Origin of the sequence: Megasphaera sp. UPII 135-E, from assembly GCF_000221545.1 — a bacterium.
Classification (GTDB): Bacteria; Bacillota; Negativicutes; order Veillonellales; family Megasphaeraceae; genus Megasphaera; species Megasphaera hutchinsoni.
This window is the reverse complement of record NZ_AFUG01000042.1, coordinates 18,474-33,360: the sequence shown is the minus strand read 5'-3', so window position 1 is coordinate 33,360 and position 14,887 is coordinate 18,474. Positions and strand designations below refer to the sequence as shown.

At 39.0% G+C, this 14,887-nt stretch carries 11 protein-coding genes; all 11 read left to right on the top strand.

The features are described from left to right. Positions 1 to 21 precede the first annotated feature (21 nt). The 11 genes from uvrA (at position 22) to hemZ (ending at position 14,886) form a co-directional block, all read left to right on the top strand. Positions 22 to 2,883: an excinuclease ABC subunit UvrA gene (uvrA, locus tag HMPREF1040_RS06320; RefSeq protein WP_007393090.1), complete on the top strand. Its 2,862-nt coding sequence runs from the start codon at positions 22 to 24 to the stop codon at positions 2,881 to 2,883. Next, positions 2,873 to 4,708, top strand: coding sequence for an excinuclease ABC subunit UvrC (gene uvrC, locus HMPREF1040_RS06315; protein ID WP_007393112.1), 1,836 nt, complete (start codon positions 2,873 to 2,875; stop codon positions 4,706 to 4,708). Before uvrA ends, uvrC begins: the two co-directional genes overlap by 11 nt. Positions 4,709 to 5,038: 330 nt before the next feature. After that, positions 5,039 to 5,200: a rubredoxin gene (locus HMPREF1040_RS06310; RefSeq protein WP_007393083.1), complete on the top strand. Its 162-nt coding sequence runs from the start codon at positions 5,039 to 5,041 to the stop codon at positions 5,198 to 5,200. Between the two features lie 154 nt (positions 5,201 to 5,354). Continuing rightward, entirely contained in the window at positions 5,355 to 6,392 is a 1,038-nt protein-coding gene (locus HMPREF1040_RS06305; protein WP_007393118.1) for an alpha-hydroxy-acid oxidizing protein, read from the top strand. A 135-nt stretch (positions 6,393 to 6,527) separates the two neighbouring features. Beyond that, entirely contained in the window at positions 6,528 to 8,546 is a 2,019-nt protein-coding gene (recJ, locus tag HMPREF1040_RS06300; RefSeq protein ID WP_007393135.1) for a single-stranded-DNA-specific exonuclease RecJ, read from the top strand. Positions 8,547 to 8,601: 55 nt separating this feature from the next. Further along, complete coding sequence (locus tag HMPREF1040_RS06295; protein ID WP_235808643.1) at positions 8,602 to 10,761, top strand: bifunctional (p)ppGpp synthetase/guanosine-3',5'-bis(diphosphate) 3'-pyrophosphohydrolase; 2,160 nt, start codon at positions 8,602 to 8,604, stop codon at positions 10,759 to 10,761. Then, entirely contained in the window at positions 10,758 to 11,207 is a 450-nt protein-coding gene (gene dtd / locus HMPREF1040_RS06290) for a D-aminoacyl-tRNA deacylase (RefSeq protein WP_007393101.1), read from the top strand. Before HMPREF1040_RS06295 ends, dtd begins: the two co-directional genes overlap by 4 nt. Before the next feature lie 31 nt (positions 11,208 to 11,238). Beyond that, on the top strand, positions 11,239 to 11,868 hold the full coding sequence (locus HMPREF1040_RS06285) for an MBL fold metallo-hydrolase (protein ID WP_235808639.1): 630 nt from the start codon (positions 11,239 to 11,241) through the stop codon (positions 11,866 to 11,868). A 3-nt stretch (positions 11,869 to 11,871) separates the two neighbouring features. Next, positions 11,872 to 12,951, top strand: a complete 1,080-nt coding sequence (locus HMPREF1040_RS06280; RefSeq protein WP_007393108.1) for an AI-2E family transporter — start codon at positions 11,872 to 11,874, stop codon at positions 12,949 to 12,951. After that, the gene (locus HMPREF1040_RS06275; RefSeq protein WP_007393089.1) at positions 12,938 to 13,450 is read left to right on the top strand and encodes a Fur family transcriptional regulator; all 513 of its coding nucleotides are present in this window, start codon (positions 12,938 to 12,940) and stop codon (positions 13,448 to 13,450) included. The genes HMPREF1040_RS06280 and HMPREF1040_RS06275 overlap by 14 nt, the downstream gene beginning before the upstream one ends. Next, entirely contained in the window at positions 13,447 to 14,886 is a 1,440-nt protein-coding gene (hemZ, locus tag HMPREF1040_RS06270; RefSeq protein ID WP_007393087.1) for a coproporphyrinogen dehydrogenase HemZ, read from the top strand. The genes HMPREF1040_RS06275 and hemZ overlap by 4 nt, the downstream gene beginning before the upstream one ends. The last annotated feature ends 1 nt before the right edge of the window (position 14,887 follow it).

Genomic DNA, 14,887 nt, shown 5'->3' with positions numbered 1-14,887 from the left:
TAAAAAAGGAGTAACATAATAATGGCAGAAGAATATATTACGATTAAAGGTGCCCGACAGCATAATTTAAAAAACATAGATATTCGTATTCCTAGAGATAAACTTATTGTATTTACAGGATTGTCTGGTTCGGGAAAGTCGTCGTTAGCGTTTGATACGATTTATGCAGAAGGTCAGCGACGATATGTCGAATCTCTTTCGGCGTATGCACGTCAATTTTTAGGACAAATGGATAAGCCTGATGTAGATTATATTGAAGGATTATCACCAGCAATTGCTATTGATCAAAAGACAACCAGTCGCAATCCTCGTTCGACCGTGGGTACTGTAACGGAAATATATGATTATTTACGGTTGTTATATGCTCGTATAGGAGAAGCGTTTTGTCCCAAATGTCATAAACCGATTACCCAACAGACCATTCAACAGATGGCTGATAACATAATGAAGATGCCTGCAGGGAGTAAAATCATGATTATGGCTCCTGTTGTTGAGGGGCGTAAAGGAATGCATCAAAAGACATTTACTCATCTTATTAAGGAAGGGTATGTGCGAGTTCGGGTAGATGGAGAAGTATATATGCTATCTGAGGATATTCCTTTAGAGAAAAATAAGAAGCATACGATTGAAGTCATTATCGATAGGTTAGTAATGAAGGATACCATTTTATCACGTTTAACCGATTCACTGGAAACGGCGGCAAAATTGAGTAATGGTTTAGTGCGTGTGTTGGACATGGCTACGCAGCAGGTACAAGTGTATAGTCAATATTTTGCATGCCCTACTTGTCATATTAGTTTACCTGAAATTGAACCCCATTTATTTTCTTTTAATAGTCCTTTTGGGGCATGTCCAGCTTGTTCGGGTATAGGTAGCACGATGGAAGCGGATGAAAAATTAATTATTCCAGACACGCATGTGCCTTTTTCAGAAGGTGCCGTAGCGGCGTTAAGTAGTAATCCGAACTCATGGTTTATGCGTCAGTTAGGGGGTTTTTTAACTGCACAAGGAGCAGATATAAATCAGTCATTAGCAGATTTGACGCCAGAAGTACAAGCCAAGTTATGGTGGGGGACGGAAGAAACATGTGAATTTGAATATGAAAACATGCGGGGGGAATCAAAAACTTTTGCGGTTCCTTTTGAAGGTGTTATTCCTATGGTACGGAGACGATATCAAGAAGCGTCAACGGATATGATGCGCGAACAGTTTGCCGAGTTTATGCGGATTAAACCATGCGGTACATGCAATGGTGCCAGATTAAGACCGGAGGCTTTAGCGATTCGCATTGGGGGATTAAACATATATGAAATGACTAAATTATCTATCGCTGAAATGATTTTGTTTTTTCAAAAGCTTACGTTAACTTCTCGCCAAAAAATAATTGGTAAGCAAATTTTGAAAGAAATAGCATCACGGTTATATTTTTTGCAAACGGTTGGCTTAGAATATCTAACCTTAGCACGCAGAGCCGGAACCTTATCGGGGGGAGAATCGCAGCGGATTCGTTTGGCAACACAAATCGGTTCTGCTTTGGTGGGTGTTTTATATATATTAGATGAACCTTCGATTGGGTTACATCAACGAGATAATAGCAAATTATTAGAAGCGTTGTGTCATTTGCGCGATATCGGGAATACCCTCATTGTAGTAGAACATGATGAAGATACGATGTACACAGCTGATTGGTTGGTAGATATTGGTCCAGCTGCAGGTAACCAAGGAGGGATGGTGGTTGCTCAAGGACCGATTGCGAATATTATGGAATGTAACGAGTCATATACGGGTCAATATTTGAGTGGCAAGAAATATATTCCCTTGCCCTTAAAACGACGTAAGGGCAAGGGACATGAGATTGTTGTGCACGGTGCGGCTGAACATAATTTAAAAAATATTGATGTAGCATTTCCTTTGGGTGTGCTAACTGTTGTTACGGGTGTGTCTGGATCGGGAAAATCAACGTTGGTGAATGAAATATTATATAAGGGAATGGCAGAAGCAATATATGGTACGCTACATCGAGCAGGAAAATTTTTAGCATTGGATGGAGCTGAATATATTGATAAAATAATTAATATAGATCAGTCCCCTATTGGGAGAACGCCGCGGTCTAATCCGGTAACGTATACGGGTGTATTTGATTCTATTCGTCAGTTATTCAGTCAAACCGCGGAGGCTAAGGTTAGAGGATATGCGGCAGGACGCTTTAGTTTTAATGTTAAAGGTGGACGGTGCGAAGCTTGTCGGGGTGATGGCATCATTCGGATTGAAATGAATTTTTTACCTGATGTATATGTGCCTTGCGAAGTATGTCATGGTGCTAGATATAATCGAGAAACGTTAGAAGTAAAATATAAAGGGAAAACAATTTCTGATGTATTACATATGACTGTTGCCGAAGCGTGCGAATTTTTTTCAGCGATACCGCGGATTGTTAATAAATTAAAAACATTACAAGACGTAGGTTTAGGCTATATTCAGTTGGGACAATCCGCAACAACGTTGTCAGGTGGGGAAGCACAACGGATCAAATTAGCTTCAGAATTATCTAAACGAAGCACAGGAAAAACGTTGTATATATTAGATGAACCAACAACGGGTTTACATACAGCAGACATACATAAGTTACTAGAAGTATTACAATTATTAGTTGATAGTGGTAATACGGTAGTGGTTATTGAACATAATTTGGATGTTATAAAAGTAGCCGATCATATTATAGATTTAGGACCAGAAGGTGGAGATGGTGGTGGAACGATTGTCGCTATTGGTACGCCTGAAGAAATTTGTAATGTTTCGGCTTCTTATACAGGACAATTTTTGAAACCTGTCTTAGAAAAGACTAAGAAACGTATGCAAGGAGAAGGTAAATATGTTGAGTGAAGCCGTAGTAGAAAAAATTCACCAACTACCGTTGAGTCCAGGGGTATATTTATGGAAAAATGCTCAAGGTCGTATTATTTATGTGGGAAAAGCCGTTCAATTGCGTAATCGTGTACTCAGTTATATTCGTAAAGATGCCAATCGATCACTTAAGGTTGCGGCAATGATGAAACATGCCGTGGATTTAGAAACGATTATGGTATCTACTGAAATGGAAGCATTGTTATTAGAAAACACATACATTAAAAAATATCAACCGCGATATAATATTTTATTGCGAGATGATAAGACCTATCCGTATATTAAAGTTACGGTGCAAGAAGTATATCCTCGTGTTTTTCTTACACGTCAAATTCGTCATGATGGCGCTCGGTATTTTGGCCCTTTTACCGATGTGGGGGCAGTTCATCGCATATTAGATTTAATACAACGCCGATTTCATTTACGAACATGTCGAACGATGAGAACCGATCGTCCTTGTTTACAATATCATTTAGATTATTGTAAGGCACCTTGTGCAAAGTTGATTCCAGAGGAAACATACCGTGCTTTAGTGATGCAAGTTGTGGCAATATTAGAAGGCAAAGATAAAGAAATTATTGCTATCTTAACACGCTTTATGGCGGAGGCAGCAGAGAAGATGGATTTTGAAAAAGCCGCTTTATATAGAGATCAAATAAAAGCAATTGAAAGTATTCAAGAACAACAACATGTTATTCATGTGGGTGGAGGAGATCTAGATGTCATTTCGTTAGTAACAGAAGCAGGACAAACGTGTGTACAGATTTACCAAATACGTTCAGGAAAATTGCTGGGGCGAGAAATATTTTATTTAGAAAATAGTAATGCTGAAACAGTGGATATTTTGACAGAAGTTGTATTAGATCAATATTATGATAAATACGTTGATATTCCTCAGGAAATAATCGTTCCGGCTTTGCTAAACAAGAATGAATACGAAGAGCAATTAAGATGTCGTTATGGTCATCCCGTATCGATAACTATTCCCCAACGTGGCTTGAAAAAAAAATTACTCACCATGGCGGAAACAAATGGAAAAATTATTTTACAGCAGCGGCGTTTACAGTGGCAGTACAATCAAGATAAAACGATGGGTGCCGTAGAAGCTTTGGCAGAGATATTTGACTTACCACGGTTGCCTTTACGGATGGAATGCTTTGATATTTCCCATACCCAGGGAATAGAAACAGTGGCATCTATGGTTGTTTTTGAAAATGGTCGTCCCGCGAAGCGTGAGTATCGGCGGTTTAAATTACGAACGGTGCAGGGAAAACCAGATGATTTTAAATCAATGGCAGAAATTATGCAGCGCCGATATGGTGAAAAAGAGTGGCCTATACCCGATTTGATTATTATTGATGGAGGATTAGGTCAATTACACGCAGCCCTTCCTATTATTAGAAAAGCGGGCTGTATGGCCCCCGTTATTAGTTTGGCGAAGCGTATTGAAGAAGTGTTTGTTGAGGGAAGAAATCAATCGATTATATTAAGTCATCACACGCCGGAATTACAACTCTTGCAAGCGATTCGGGATGAATCACATCGCTTTGCGATTACGTATCATCGGACATTGCGAGGTAAAAGGGGATTAGTTTCTCTTTTGGATCATATTGAAGGCGTAGGACCTAAGCGACGCAAAGCGTTGTGGTTACATTTTAAAAATATGGAAGAAATTAAACAAGCTAATGTGGAAGCACTTACGGCAGTGCCGGGGATGAATAAAAAAGTTGCTGAAAATATTTATAATTTTTTTAGACTCGGATTAGATGAAAGGAAAAAACGCGTAGGGATAAGTAAAAGTTAAATAAATATAGGGATAGTCGCTATATTCAAAGAATATGTAGCGACTATTTTAGTATAAACAGTACTTAATAATCATTATCGTAAAATAATAAATGCTTTGAGAGATATATATAATTTATTGTGAAGCATATATTGAAAAGAAAAAGAAGTGAATATATATACATAAATAACAATAAAATGCTAATGATAATCAATGTAAATAAAGAAATAAAGAAAAAATATAAAAAAATATACAAAAATAGGTTGCTAAATATTTTACGATGTGGTATTATAAATACAGATAAAAGATAATTAATATTTGTTAGTTACAATTTTTAGGGAGGCAATAACAATGGATAAATACGAATGCACAGTTTGTGGATATATTTATGATGAAGCAGAAGGAGATGCTGATAACGGCATTAGTGCAGGCACTAAATTTGCTGATTTAGCTCCTGATTGGATGTGTCCAATGTGTGGGGCTGATAAAGGTTCGTTCGTTAAGGTTGATTAATGGATATAAAACATAAAGGGGTTATGGTGTAAAACCGTAACCCCTTTTTTTATAAAAAGAAAAAGTTACTTATCAACAAGTAATTTGTATAGACGATATAAATGCTCTTTGTTACAATAAAAAGAAAACGTTATCTCAATAAGGAGGTATATATATGGATATACAAACCATTCGAAAGAAAGCCAAAGAACGTCAAAAGGCATGCATTGTCTGTTCTTATTGTGATGGGCATGGTTGTAGAGGAAAAATTCCGGGATTTGGCGGATTGCGAACGGGGCGTTCGTTTCAGCGCAATATAGAAGCGTTAGCAGCATATGGACTAGTTATGAATAGTATGAGTGGTACGGTCTGTCCTAAAACGGATGTATCTTTTTTTGGAAAGACGTTGCGTTTTCCTGTGATGATCGCACCTATTGGGGCGATTGCCTTAAATTGTGGTTGGCAAGAAGAAACAGAAGCTCGTGAATATGAATATGTTGAAGCCATTTGTGGTGGCGCTGCGGATGCCGGTGTGGCGGCTTGGACTGGTGACGGAGGGATTCCTTTTGTATATCAAGCTGGGATGGATATGGCACAAAAATTTGCTAAGACCGTTATTCCTACGATTAAACCGCGGGTGGATGAAGAAATTATTGACCGTATTCATCGTGCAGAAGCAGCGAATGCCTTAGCTGTAGCCTGTGATATAGATGCAGCTACTTTAGTGAATATGCGGTTGTTAGGACAACCAGTTGAACCGAAATCACCAGCGAGTATTCGTACGTTGGCCGGCATCTCTTCCCTTCCTTTTATCGTAAAGGGGATTATGTCAGCAAAAGAAGCATTGATTTGTGCTGAAGCGGGTGTTTCTGGCATTGTTGTGAGCAATCATGGCGGTAGGGCATTGGATGGCTTAGCGGGTACGGCTGATGTGTTACCTGAAATTGCGGCTGCCGTCAAAGGAAAACTTACGATTTTTGTCGATGGGGGCATTCGTCATGGTGAAGATATATTGAAAATGTTGGCGTTAGGTGCAGATGCCGTACTTATCGGTCGGCCCGTAGCTATTGCGGCTATCGGTGGTGGTCGTGAGGGCGTACGTATATATTTAGAACAATTATATCAAGAGTTTTCTGAAGCGTTAATTATTACAGGTACACCGAGTGTAGATGATATATCTTCAAATATTATTCGAACCTTATCATCATATTAAGGAAAGTCTGTTAAACAGTAGATAAAAATTGCTAGGTTTATATTTTTTTTATATTTTCTTTGATTTTGAGAATTAAAGGTGATAAAATATAGGTGTATTTTTGATAGTGATTATTTATGATAATAGAGGCAATATATGAAAAAACAATGGCAATGGCGGAAACATGAGCCTTTTTTAGCAAGCGAAATGGCACAATCTCTTCATATTTCTACTTTTTTAGCAGAAATATTATTGGGGAGAGGAATTACGACAGTTGAAGAAGGTGTCCATTTTTTGCATGATACCGTAGCGGATGCGGCTGATCCGCACTTAATGAAAGGCTTAGATAAGGCTGTTGAACGCTTGCAGAGTGCTATTGAAAAGAAAGAAAAAATTGTTGTCTATGGTGATTATGATGTAGACGGTATTACAGCGACGGTCATTTTATATTCTATTTTACGGGATTTAGGGGCCTGTGTTGATTATTATATTCCTGAACGACAAAGTGAAGGTTATGGTTTACATCAAGAGGCCTTAGAGCAGTTAGTGCAGGCACAAACCGATCTGTTGGTTACCGTTGATTGTGGTATTGCCTCGGCAGCATTGGTATCAGCGTTTAATTCGGCGATGGATATTATTATTACGGATCACCATGAACCGCCACCACAGGTGCCACCTGCATATGCTGTGTTAGATGCGAAACAACCTGATTGTACTTATCCTTATAAGGAGCTTGCTGGTGCAGGTGTCGCATATCTGTTGGGACGTACGTTGTGGAAACAAATGCGACATACGACATTAACGAAGTATGCGGAAATCGCGGCCCTGGGAACGATTGCTGATTTAGTTCCGTTAACAGGCGAAAATCGGGCATTGGTTAAAGCCGGATTGCAACGAATGAGAGAGGGGGCGAACCCAGGGTTAAATAAGTTGTTTTCCATAGCGAACATTCCTCGTCAGCGTGTGCAAGCCGGCACGATTGCCTATCTGATTGCACCACGGTTAAATGCGTCAGGGCGATTAAGCCATGCCAAACGGGGGGTGCAATTACTCTTAGCGGAGGAAACAGATCCGCAGATTACATTGATAGCCGAAGAGTTGAGTGCTTTAAATAAGGAACGACAGGCGATTGAAAAGCAGATATCGCAACAAGCGGTTCAACAAATTAAGGCCGGTGGACATGAACAGGATGGGGTATTGATTGCCTATGGTGAAGAGTGGCATCCTGGTGTGATTGGTATTGCCGCTTCTCGCGTGGTAGAAAAATATTATCGACCAGCTTTAGTGATTAGTGTACATAATGGTATAGGGAAAGGATCTTGTCGGAGTATTGATGGTTTCCATATGTATCAGGCTTTGCAGTACGCAGCCGATTTATTGATACAATTCGGGGGACACCAAATGGCGGCGGGATTTTCTGTTGCTGTTGAGAATATCGAAGCATTACGACAACGGTTATGTGAATATGCAGCCAAGGAAATGAAAGCGGAAGATTATGTGCCTAAGATTGTTATTGAGGGGGAATTATTGGCGAGCGATATTACGTTGGCGTTAGTACAGGAAATGGAACAATTAGAACCGTATGGAATGAAAAATGCTCGTCCTATATTTGCAATAAAAGAAGCGAATATCAACGATGTGAAAATGGTAGGTACTGATAAAAGCCACTTACAGATGAAAATTCGATCGACTACACCAAACGTATTGACTGCTATTGGTTGGTCTATGGGAGAGATGTATAGTAATTATTGGCTTGATACAGCAGATATAGCCTTTCAATTAGACCTGAATGAATTTAGGGGAGAAATAACGCCTCAATTGGTTTTAAAAGATATTCGAGCTAAAAAAGAAGATATTCATTTAAATCGTGCTGTTATGGTCGATATATATCAATTGATTCATAGTTACGCAAAACGATTTGCTTTTTATGGTTCGTCTAATTCTGTTCCGGAGATAGAACAAGGTAGATTACAACAATACTTGTTACAAGAACGGCAACGGCAATATGGTGGCGCTGTTGTTTATGCGGTAGTGCGGGTGTTGATGGAATTGGGAATATTACAACTGCGGTTAAGCTCTCATGGACCCGTTTATGTATTACCACTTATTGCACATAAATTGCAGCTTTTAGATTCTGCAACATATAGAAAATATTATGCACGAGAGGAGGGATAATGTGGAGACAGAACATATTCCAGAAGGAACAGTAGAAGAAAAATTTCAATATTTACTGGCTACAATACGGAAGTATCAACCAGATCTATCGGAAGATATATTGACTAAAGCTTTTATCTTAGCTGCTGATGCACATAAAACGCAACGCCGTGTAAGTGGAGAACTTTACATTGTCCATCCGTTGGCAGTTGCTCAAATTTTGGCAGATATGAAAATTGATGCGACGACGATTACCGCCTCTTTGTTACATGATGTAGTGGAGGATACGAAATATACATTAGAGGAAATTGAAGAACGATTTGGTAAAGAAGTTGCTTTTTTAGTAGATGGGGTTACGAAATTAAATCGGTTAGATTATCGGACAAAAGAAGATCAGCAACTTAATAGTTTGCGAAAAATGTTTTTGGCGATGGCAAAAGATATTCGGGTAGTGGTAATTAAACTGGCGGATAGGCTACATAATATGCGGACGTTGCGTTATATGCGTAGTGATAAACAAAAACGTATATCGCAAGAAACACTGGAAATATTTGCTCCTTTAGCCCATCGATTAGGTATTTTTAATATTAAATGGGAACTGGAAGATTTATCATTTCGTTATTTAGAACCAGATAAATATTATGATTTAGTCGATCAGATGAAGCAAAAACGGCACGCCCGTGAAGAAATTGTTAATGATGCGATTACGGTTTTACAGAAGGCGTTAGCAGACTCACATATTTCTTTTGAAATTAATGGCAGACCGAAACATTTATATAGTATTTATAAAAAAATGAAAAAAGATAATCGAGATTTGAGTCAGGTCTACGATTTATATGCCATTCGTATTATCGTTGATACGGTGCAAGATTGTTATGGTGTGTTAGGTATTGTACATAGCTTATGGAAACCTTTGCCGTATCGATTTAAAGACTATATTGCTATGCCGAAACCCAATAATTATCAATCACTTCATACGACGGTTATCGGTTCGCAGGGACAGCCCGTTGAAATTCAAATTCGTACGTGGGAAATGCATCATGTTGCAGAATATGGTGTAGCCGCTCATTGGCGTTATAAAGAAGGACATGCCAATGCAGGAGCTAATGAATTTGATGAAAAAATGGGGTGGTTACGAAATTTGTTGGAATGGCAAGATACGAGTAATCCCCGTGAGTTTATGAATGCGTTAAAATTAGATGCCTTTTCGGATGAGGTGTTTGTATTTACGCCACAGGGCGATGTTATTGATTTGCCGCAAGGTGCGATTCCGATTGACTTTGCCTATCGGATTCATACGGATGTGGGACATCATTGCGTAGGGGCGAAAATTAATGGTAAAATTGTCCCCTTGGATTATTCTTTAAAAAATGGTGATATCGTTGAAATCATTACGACGAAGACGGGAAAACCTAGTATGGATTGGTTGAAAATTGTAGGTAGTTCGGAAAGTCGTTCTAAAATTCGTACATGGTTTAAACGAGAAAATCGTGAAGAGAATATTGAAAAAGGGATGGAAGCCTTAGAAAAAGAGTGTAAACGTTTGGGCTATGAATGGAAAGCCGTTTATACGACTAGTCGTTTGGCACATATTGCTAAGCAGATGAACGCAGGGACGGAAGAGGATCTAGTAGCAGCTATTGGGTATGGAGGTTTTGCCGTCAATACCATTTTAATTAAATTGATTAAAATGTATAAACAAGCGGATCAAGATAAAGAAGGCTTAGAGCCGATACAAGTTATGGAAACGGTAAAATCGGTGAAAAATGTACAAACTACCGGTTCGGGTATTTTAGTAAAAGGGGAGGCAGGACTACTTATTCGTATAGCAAAATGTTGTAGTCCTGTACCAGGTGATCCGATTATTGGTTTTATTACGAAAGGTCGGGGTATTTCCGTCCATCGAGCTGATTGTCCTAATATTAATCACGTCCGTAGTGATGTCGAGCGCTTGATTGATGTTGAATGGGAATGTAGTGGTAAGGAATGGTTTGAAGTGCATATTGAAATTGTCGCTTATGATCGAACAGGGATTATGGCAGAGATTATGGCAGTATTAGCGGAATTGAAAATTTCTATATTAAGTATGAATGCCAAGGTGAATGATACCAAAACAGCTATGATTTATATGGGCATCAGTATTAAAGATTTAGCTCAATTTGAATTTGTCACTACTAAAATTCGCCGGTTAAAAGATGTGTATTCAGTGGCACGATATACAGGAGGTCAATTATGAGGGCAGTAGTACAGCGAACGTTATCTTCACAGGTTACTTCGGAAGGCGTTGTAACAGGTGCTATTAAGCGAGGGCTAACTGTTTTATTGGGCGTGGCACCTGATGATGATGAACGTGATGTCGCTTATATGGTAGATAAGCTTGTTCATATGCGAATATTTGAGGATGAACAGGGAAAAATGAACATATCCGTTCAGGATATTCAAGGGTCTATTCTCGTGATATCTCAGTTTACCTTATATGGTGATTTACGTCATGGCCGACGCCCCGGTTTTACGGGCGCAGCGGCTCCAGAGGTAGCCGCTAAATGGTATCAACGTTTGATTGACGCATTGCGAGCAACGGGACTTACGGTTGAAACAGGCAAGTTTCAAACAGAGATGCTCGTGACATTGGAAAATGATGGTCCTGTTACCATATTATTAGATAGTAAAAAAATATTTTAATGAAAGGTGGATAATAACGATAATAATGAGTATGAAATATGAAGTAAATGTATTAGGTCCAGTTATGACGAATTGTTATATTGTATATGATACGGATACTAAAGAAGGTATGGTCATCGATCCGTCTTGGGATTATGATGTTATTCATGCACGCTTACAGGCATTGGGTGTATCCTTGCAATATATTGTCCTGACCCATGGGCATGCTGATCACATTGGGGCCTTGCAAGAATTGCGACAAAAAGAACATGTCCCCGTATACATAGGTGCAGGAGATAAAGCACTAATTTCTAATTCACGCAATAATATGTCTATGTTTGTGGGGCGAGAAATTGTATGCGATTTACCAGAGTATATTTTGGCAGATGGGGATGTATTACACTTAGGAAAATTATCATTTCGCGTTATTACGACACCGGGACATACGCCCGGAGGAATTTGCCTTTATGGACAGAATACACTGTTTTCTGGTGATACGTTATTCCGTTATTCCGTGGGTAGAACTGATTTATATGGGGGTGCTTGGGATACATTGATTCAGAGTATCAACGAAAAATTAATGATCTTACCACCCGATACGGTGGTATTACCAGGACACGGACCGGCGACCACGATAGGGGAAGAAAAAACAGGCAATCCCTATTTGGATGGAGGCTGGTAATGGATGTTCCGGGATAGAGGCGTACAATTTTGGATGAGGATTGTTTTGGGATTGCTGGCAATGGTGTTTTGCATTTCTATCCATGCTGTTTATTGGCCCATTGTTATTTCATTAATTTTTACTTTCATTTTAATGCCTATTCGTGATTTGATCATTCGACTTGTTCGGTACATGACGCATCGTACGTTGCCAAGTAGTGTGGGAATTGTCATTTCATTTTTTGTATTGATTGTGATTTTGACTTGCATGATGAACGTTATTTTACGACCCTTATTGTATCAATTGAATTTATTAGCTGCGAATTTTAATTCGATCGTAGCACAAATGGCAGCACTTATAGCACATTTGGAAAACGATCAAACGCATATATATATACCTGAACAGGTCAAGCAACTGATCAATGATACATTACTACGAATTGGAAATTACGGGGTCGATAGTATTACCGATGTGGTTCGATCTTTAGTGGTCATTGCCGGCACGCTAGTAGAATTTTGTGTAGTGCCTTTTATTACGTTTTATTTTATGAAAGATGGTAGTAATTTAGTGACATCCTTTATATCGATATTTCCTAGTGCTTATCGCGGACGGTTAAATATGGTGGTCAGTGAAATACACCGCGTATTGAGTCGATATATTCGAGGTCAAATTATATTGAGTTGCATTATGGCGGGGGTCATCTTTTTGGGAATGTGGATTATGGGGGTACCTTATCCCTTGGTCATTGGTTTATTAGCGGCAATTACTGAATGGATTCCTATTGTTGGACCTATTGTCGGAGCTGTTCCTGCCATTTTATTGGGAGCGACAATTAGTGGTTCTCTTGCACTTAAAGTGTTCGTTTTTTATGTGATTGTACAACAAATTGACAGTCACGTTATTATGCCTCAAGTAATGGGGGCGGTTATTAGATTACATCCTGTAGTGATTATTATTGCTTTGCTTATTGGCGGGACACTGATGGGGATTACAGGAATGATCTTAACGGTTCCAATTACGGCAGTATTACAAATTATTGGTACGCATTTATGGTTTTATGAAACGTGTACAGACAGGGAGATGGAGAATTATGGAAAAAGATAAGGTTGAATTGATGGAAGTTATGATGAAACGTATGAAAGAGAAAATTAAGGATAATCGTTATAAAATGACGACCCAACGGCAAGTCATTTTACGTGCTTTTGTTGAAAGTACGATTCGTCATATGAGTGCAGAAGAAGTATTTGAATTGGTGAAGAAAACGTCTCCCGATATTGGGTTGGCAACTATTTATCGTACGTTGGATTTATTTACGGAAATGGATTTATTGAAAAAACTGGACTTCGATGATGGGTGCAGTCGTTATGAATTAAATGATCGGGAAAATGAAGAACATTTTCACCACCATTTAATTTGCTTAGGATGTAATAAAGTGCGAGAATGTAAGGATGATTTATTAGAAACATTAGAAGCTAATTTACAAAAACAATATCATTTCCGCACAGTCGATCATCAATTAAAAGTGTATGGTTACTGTGAAGAATGTGATGCAAAACGCCAAAAAGAAGGCGAAGAAACCGACTCATCCATAGAGCAGGCATGAGTAGCACGCAAAAGTACATTTATCGAGGACCAACAGAATATCATGCCATGGTAGGGCAAGTGATGGCATATTTGGGTTTTACTGGCGGGAGATTACCTGGTCTGGTGGAAGCGGTGGTTTTGATAAAAGAAGAAAACCACCGTTTCTTCTTGCATTGTTTATATGGTCATGATGAAATGGCACGATCTTTTGTGGGAGAATTAAAAACAAGTCTTATCGGGCAAGAGATAAAACGATATTTATTGCATTGGTATGATACGTGGCAAGGTGTAGAACGAGGCAGGTGGGGAATCTTAATTGGTGTTCGCCCAACAAAATTGGTACACCATTTACTTGATAAGGGATTAGATGAAAAGCAAGTGCAGTATGAATTGGTACATACATATGAAGTGGATGCAGAATTAGCTAGTCAATTAGTACGTATGGCGGTATTACAACAACCCTATATTAAGGTACCAGCCAATCAAGTATCTATATATGTAGGGATTCCTTATTGTTCTAGTCATTGCTTATATTGCTCATTCCCGTCTCGTTTGGTGCAACAGAATGTGGGTATACCGAGTTTTATTGATGCGTTAGTACAGGATATTGATGATTGGGGAAGCATATGTCGTCAATATGGGTTGCACGTACATTCTATTTATGTCGGCGGAGGAACTCCTACTTGTTTGCCTGTACAAGCATTACAGAATATTTTATGTGCTATTAAAGAAGCGTTTCCTAATGTTCAAGAATGGACCGTAGAAGCAGGACGACCGGATACGGCATCACTTGATAAATTAACGCTGTTGGCCGAATGTGGTGTCCATCGAATTAGTGTAAATCCACAGACGATGCAACAATCGTTGCTTGACTGTATGGGGAGAAAACATGTGATAGAGGATGTTTATCGCATGTATGAACAGTGTCGTGCATTACATTTTTCGATTATTAACATGGATTTTATTGCTGGGTTACCTAGACAAACCGTAGCAGATATGCAAGAGAATATGAAAATTGTTTGCCAACTCTTACCGGAAAATGTTACAATTCATACGTTAGCGTTAAAAAAACAAGCTCCTTTATTTTCACATCCCTTACGACAAGAGATTCCGTCGGAAGCCATTGTAACGGATATGCTGGCATGTTGTCACCATACGTTAAAAGATGCGGGTTATATTCCCTATTATCTTTATCGACAAAAATACATGGCTACGGGCTTTGCCAATATTGGGTATGCTCAACCCGGCACGGTTAGTGCTTATAATATAGAAATGATGGAAGAACGTCAAAACATATTTGCCGTTGGTCCTGGAGGTGCAACCAAGCTCATTACGGGAAAGTATACATTAGCTAAAATGTATCAGCCTAAAGATATAGATCGGTATATACAAGAATTACCAGAAACGATAAAGGAGAGACACCGTTTGTGTGCCGATATATGGAGGAGAGGATAAG

What these genes read in the sequence shown, in the direction of transcription:
- uvrA (WP_007393090.1), top strand. Translation starts at nt 22, where the DNA reads ATGGCAGAAGAATATATTACGATTAAAGGTGCCCGACAGCATAATTTA.
- uvrC (WP_007393112.1), top strand. Translation starts at nt 2,873, where the DNA reads ATGTTGAGTGAAGCCGTAGTAGAAAAAATTCACCAACTACCGTTGAGT.
- HMPREF1040_RS06310 (WP_007393083.1), top strand. Translation starts at nt 5,039, where the DNA reads ATGGATAAATACGAATGCACAGTTTGTGGATATATTTATGATGAAGCA.
- HMPREF1040_RS06305 (WP_007393118.1), top strand. Translation starts at nt 5,355, where the DNA reads ATGGATATACAAACCATTCGAAAGAAAGCCAAAGAACGTCAAAAGGCA.
- recJ (WP_007393135.1), top strand. Translation starts at nt 6,528, where the DNA reads ATGAAAAAACAATGGCAATGGCGGAAACATGAGCCTTTTTTAGCAAGC.
- dtd (WP_007393101.1), top strand. Translation starts at nt 10,758, where the DNA reads ATGAGGGCAGTAGTACAGCGAACGTTATCTTCACAGGTTACTTCGGAA.
- HMPREF1040_RS06285 (WP_235808639.1), top strand. Translation starts at nt 11,239, where the DNA reads ATGAAATATGAAGTAAATGTATTAGGTCCAGTTATGACGAATTGTTAT.
- HMPREF1040_RS06280 (WP_007393108.1), top strand. Translation starts at nt 11,872, where the DNA reads ATGTTCCGGGATAGAGGCGTACAATTTTGGATGAGGATTGTTTTGGGA.
- HMPREF1040_RS06275 (WP_007393089.1), top strand. Translation starts at nt 12,938, where the DNA reads ATGGAAAAAGATAAGGTTGAATTGATGGAAGTTATGATGAAACGTATG.
- hemZ (WP_007393087.1), top strand. Translation starts at nt 13,447, where the DNA reads ATGAGTAGCACGCAAAAGTACATTTATCGAGGACCAACAGAATATCAT.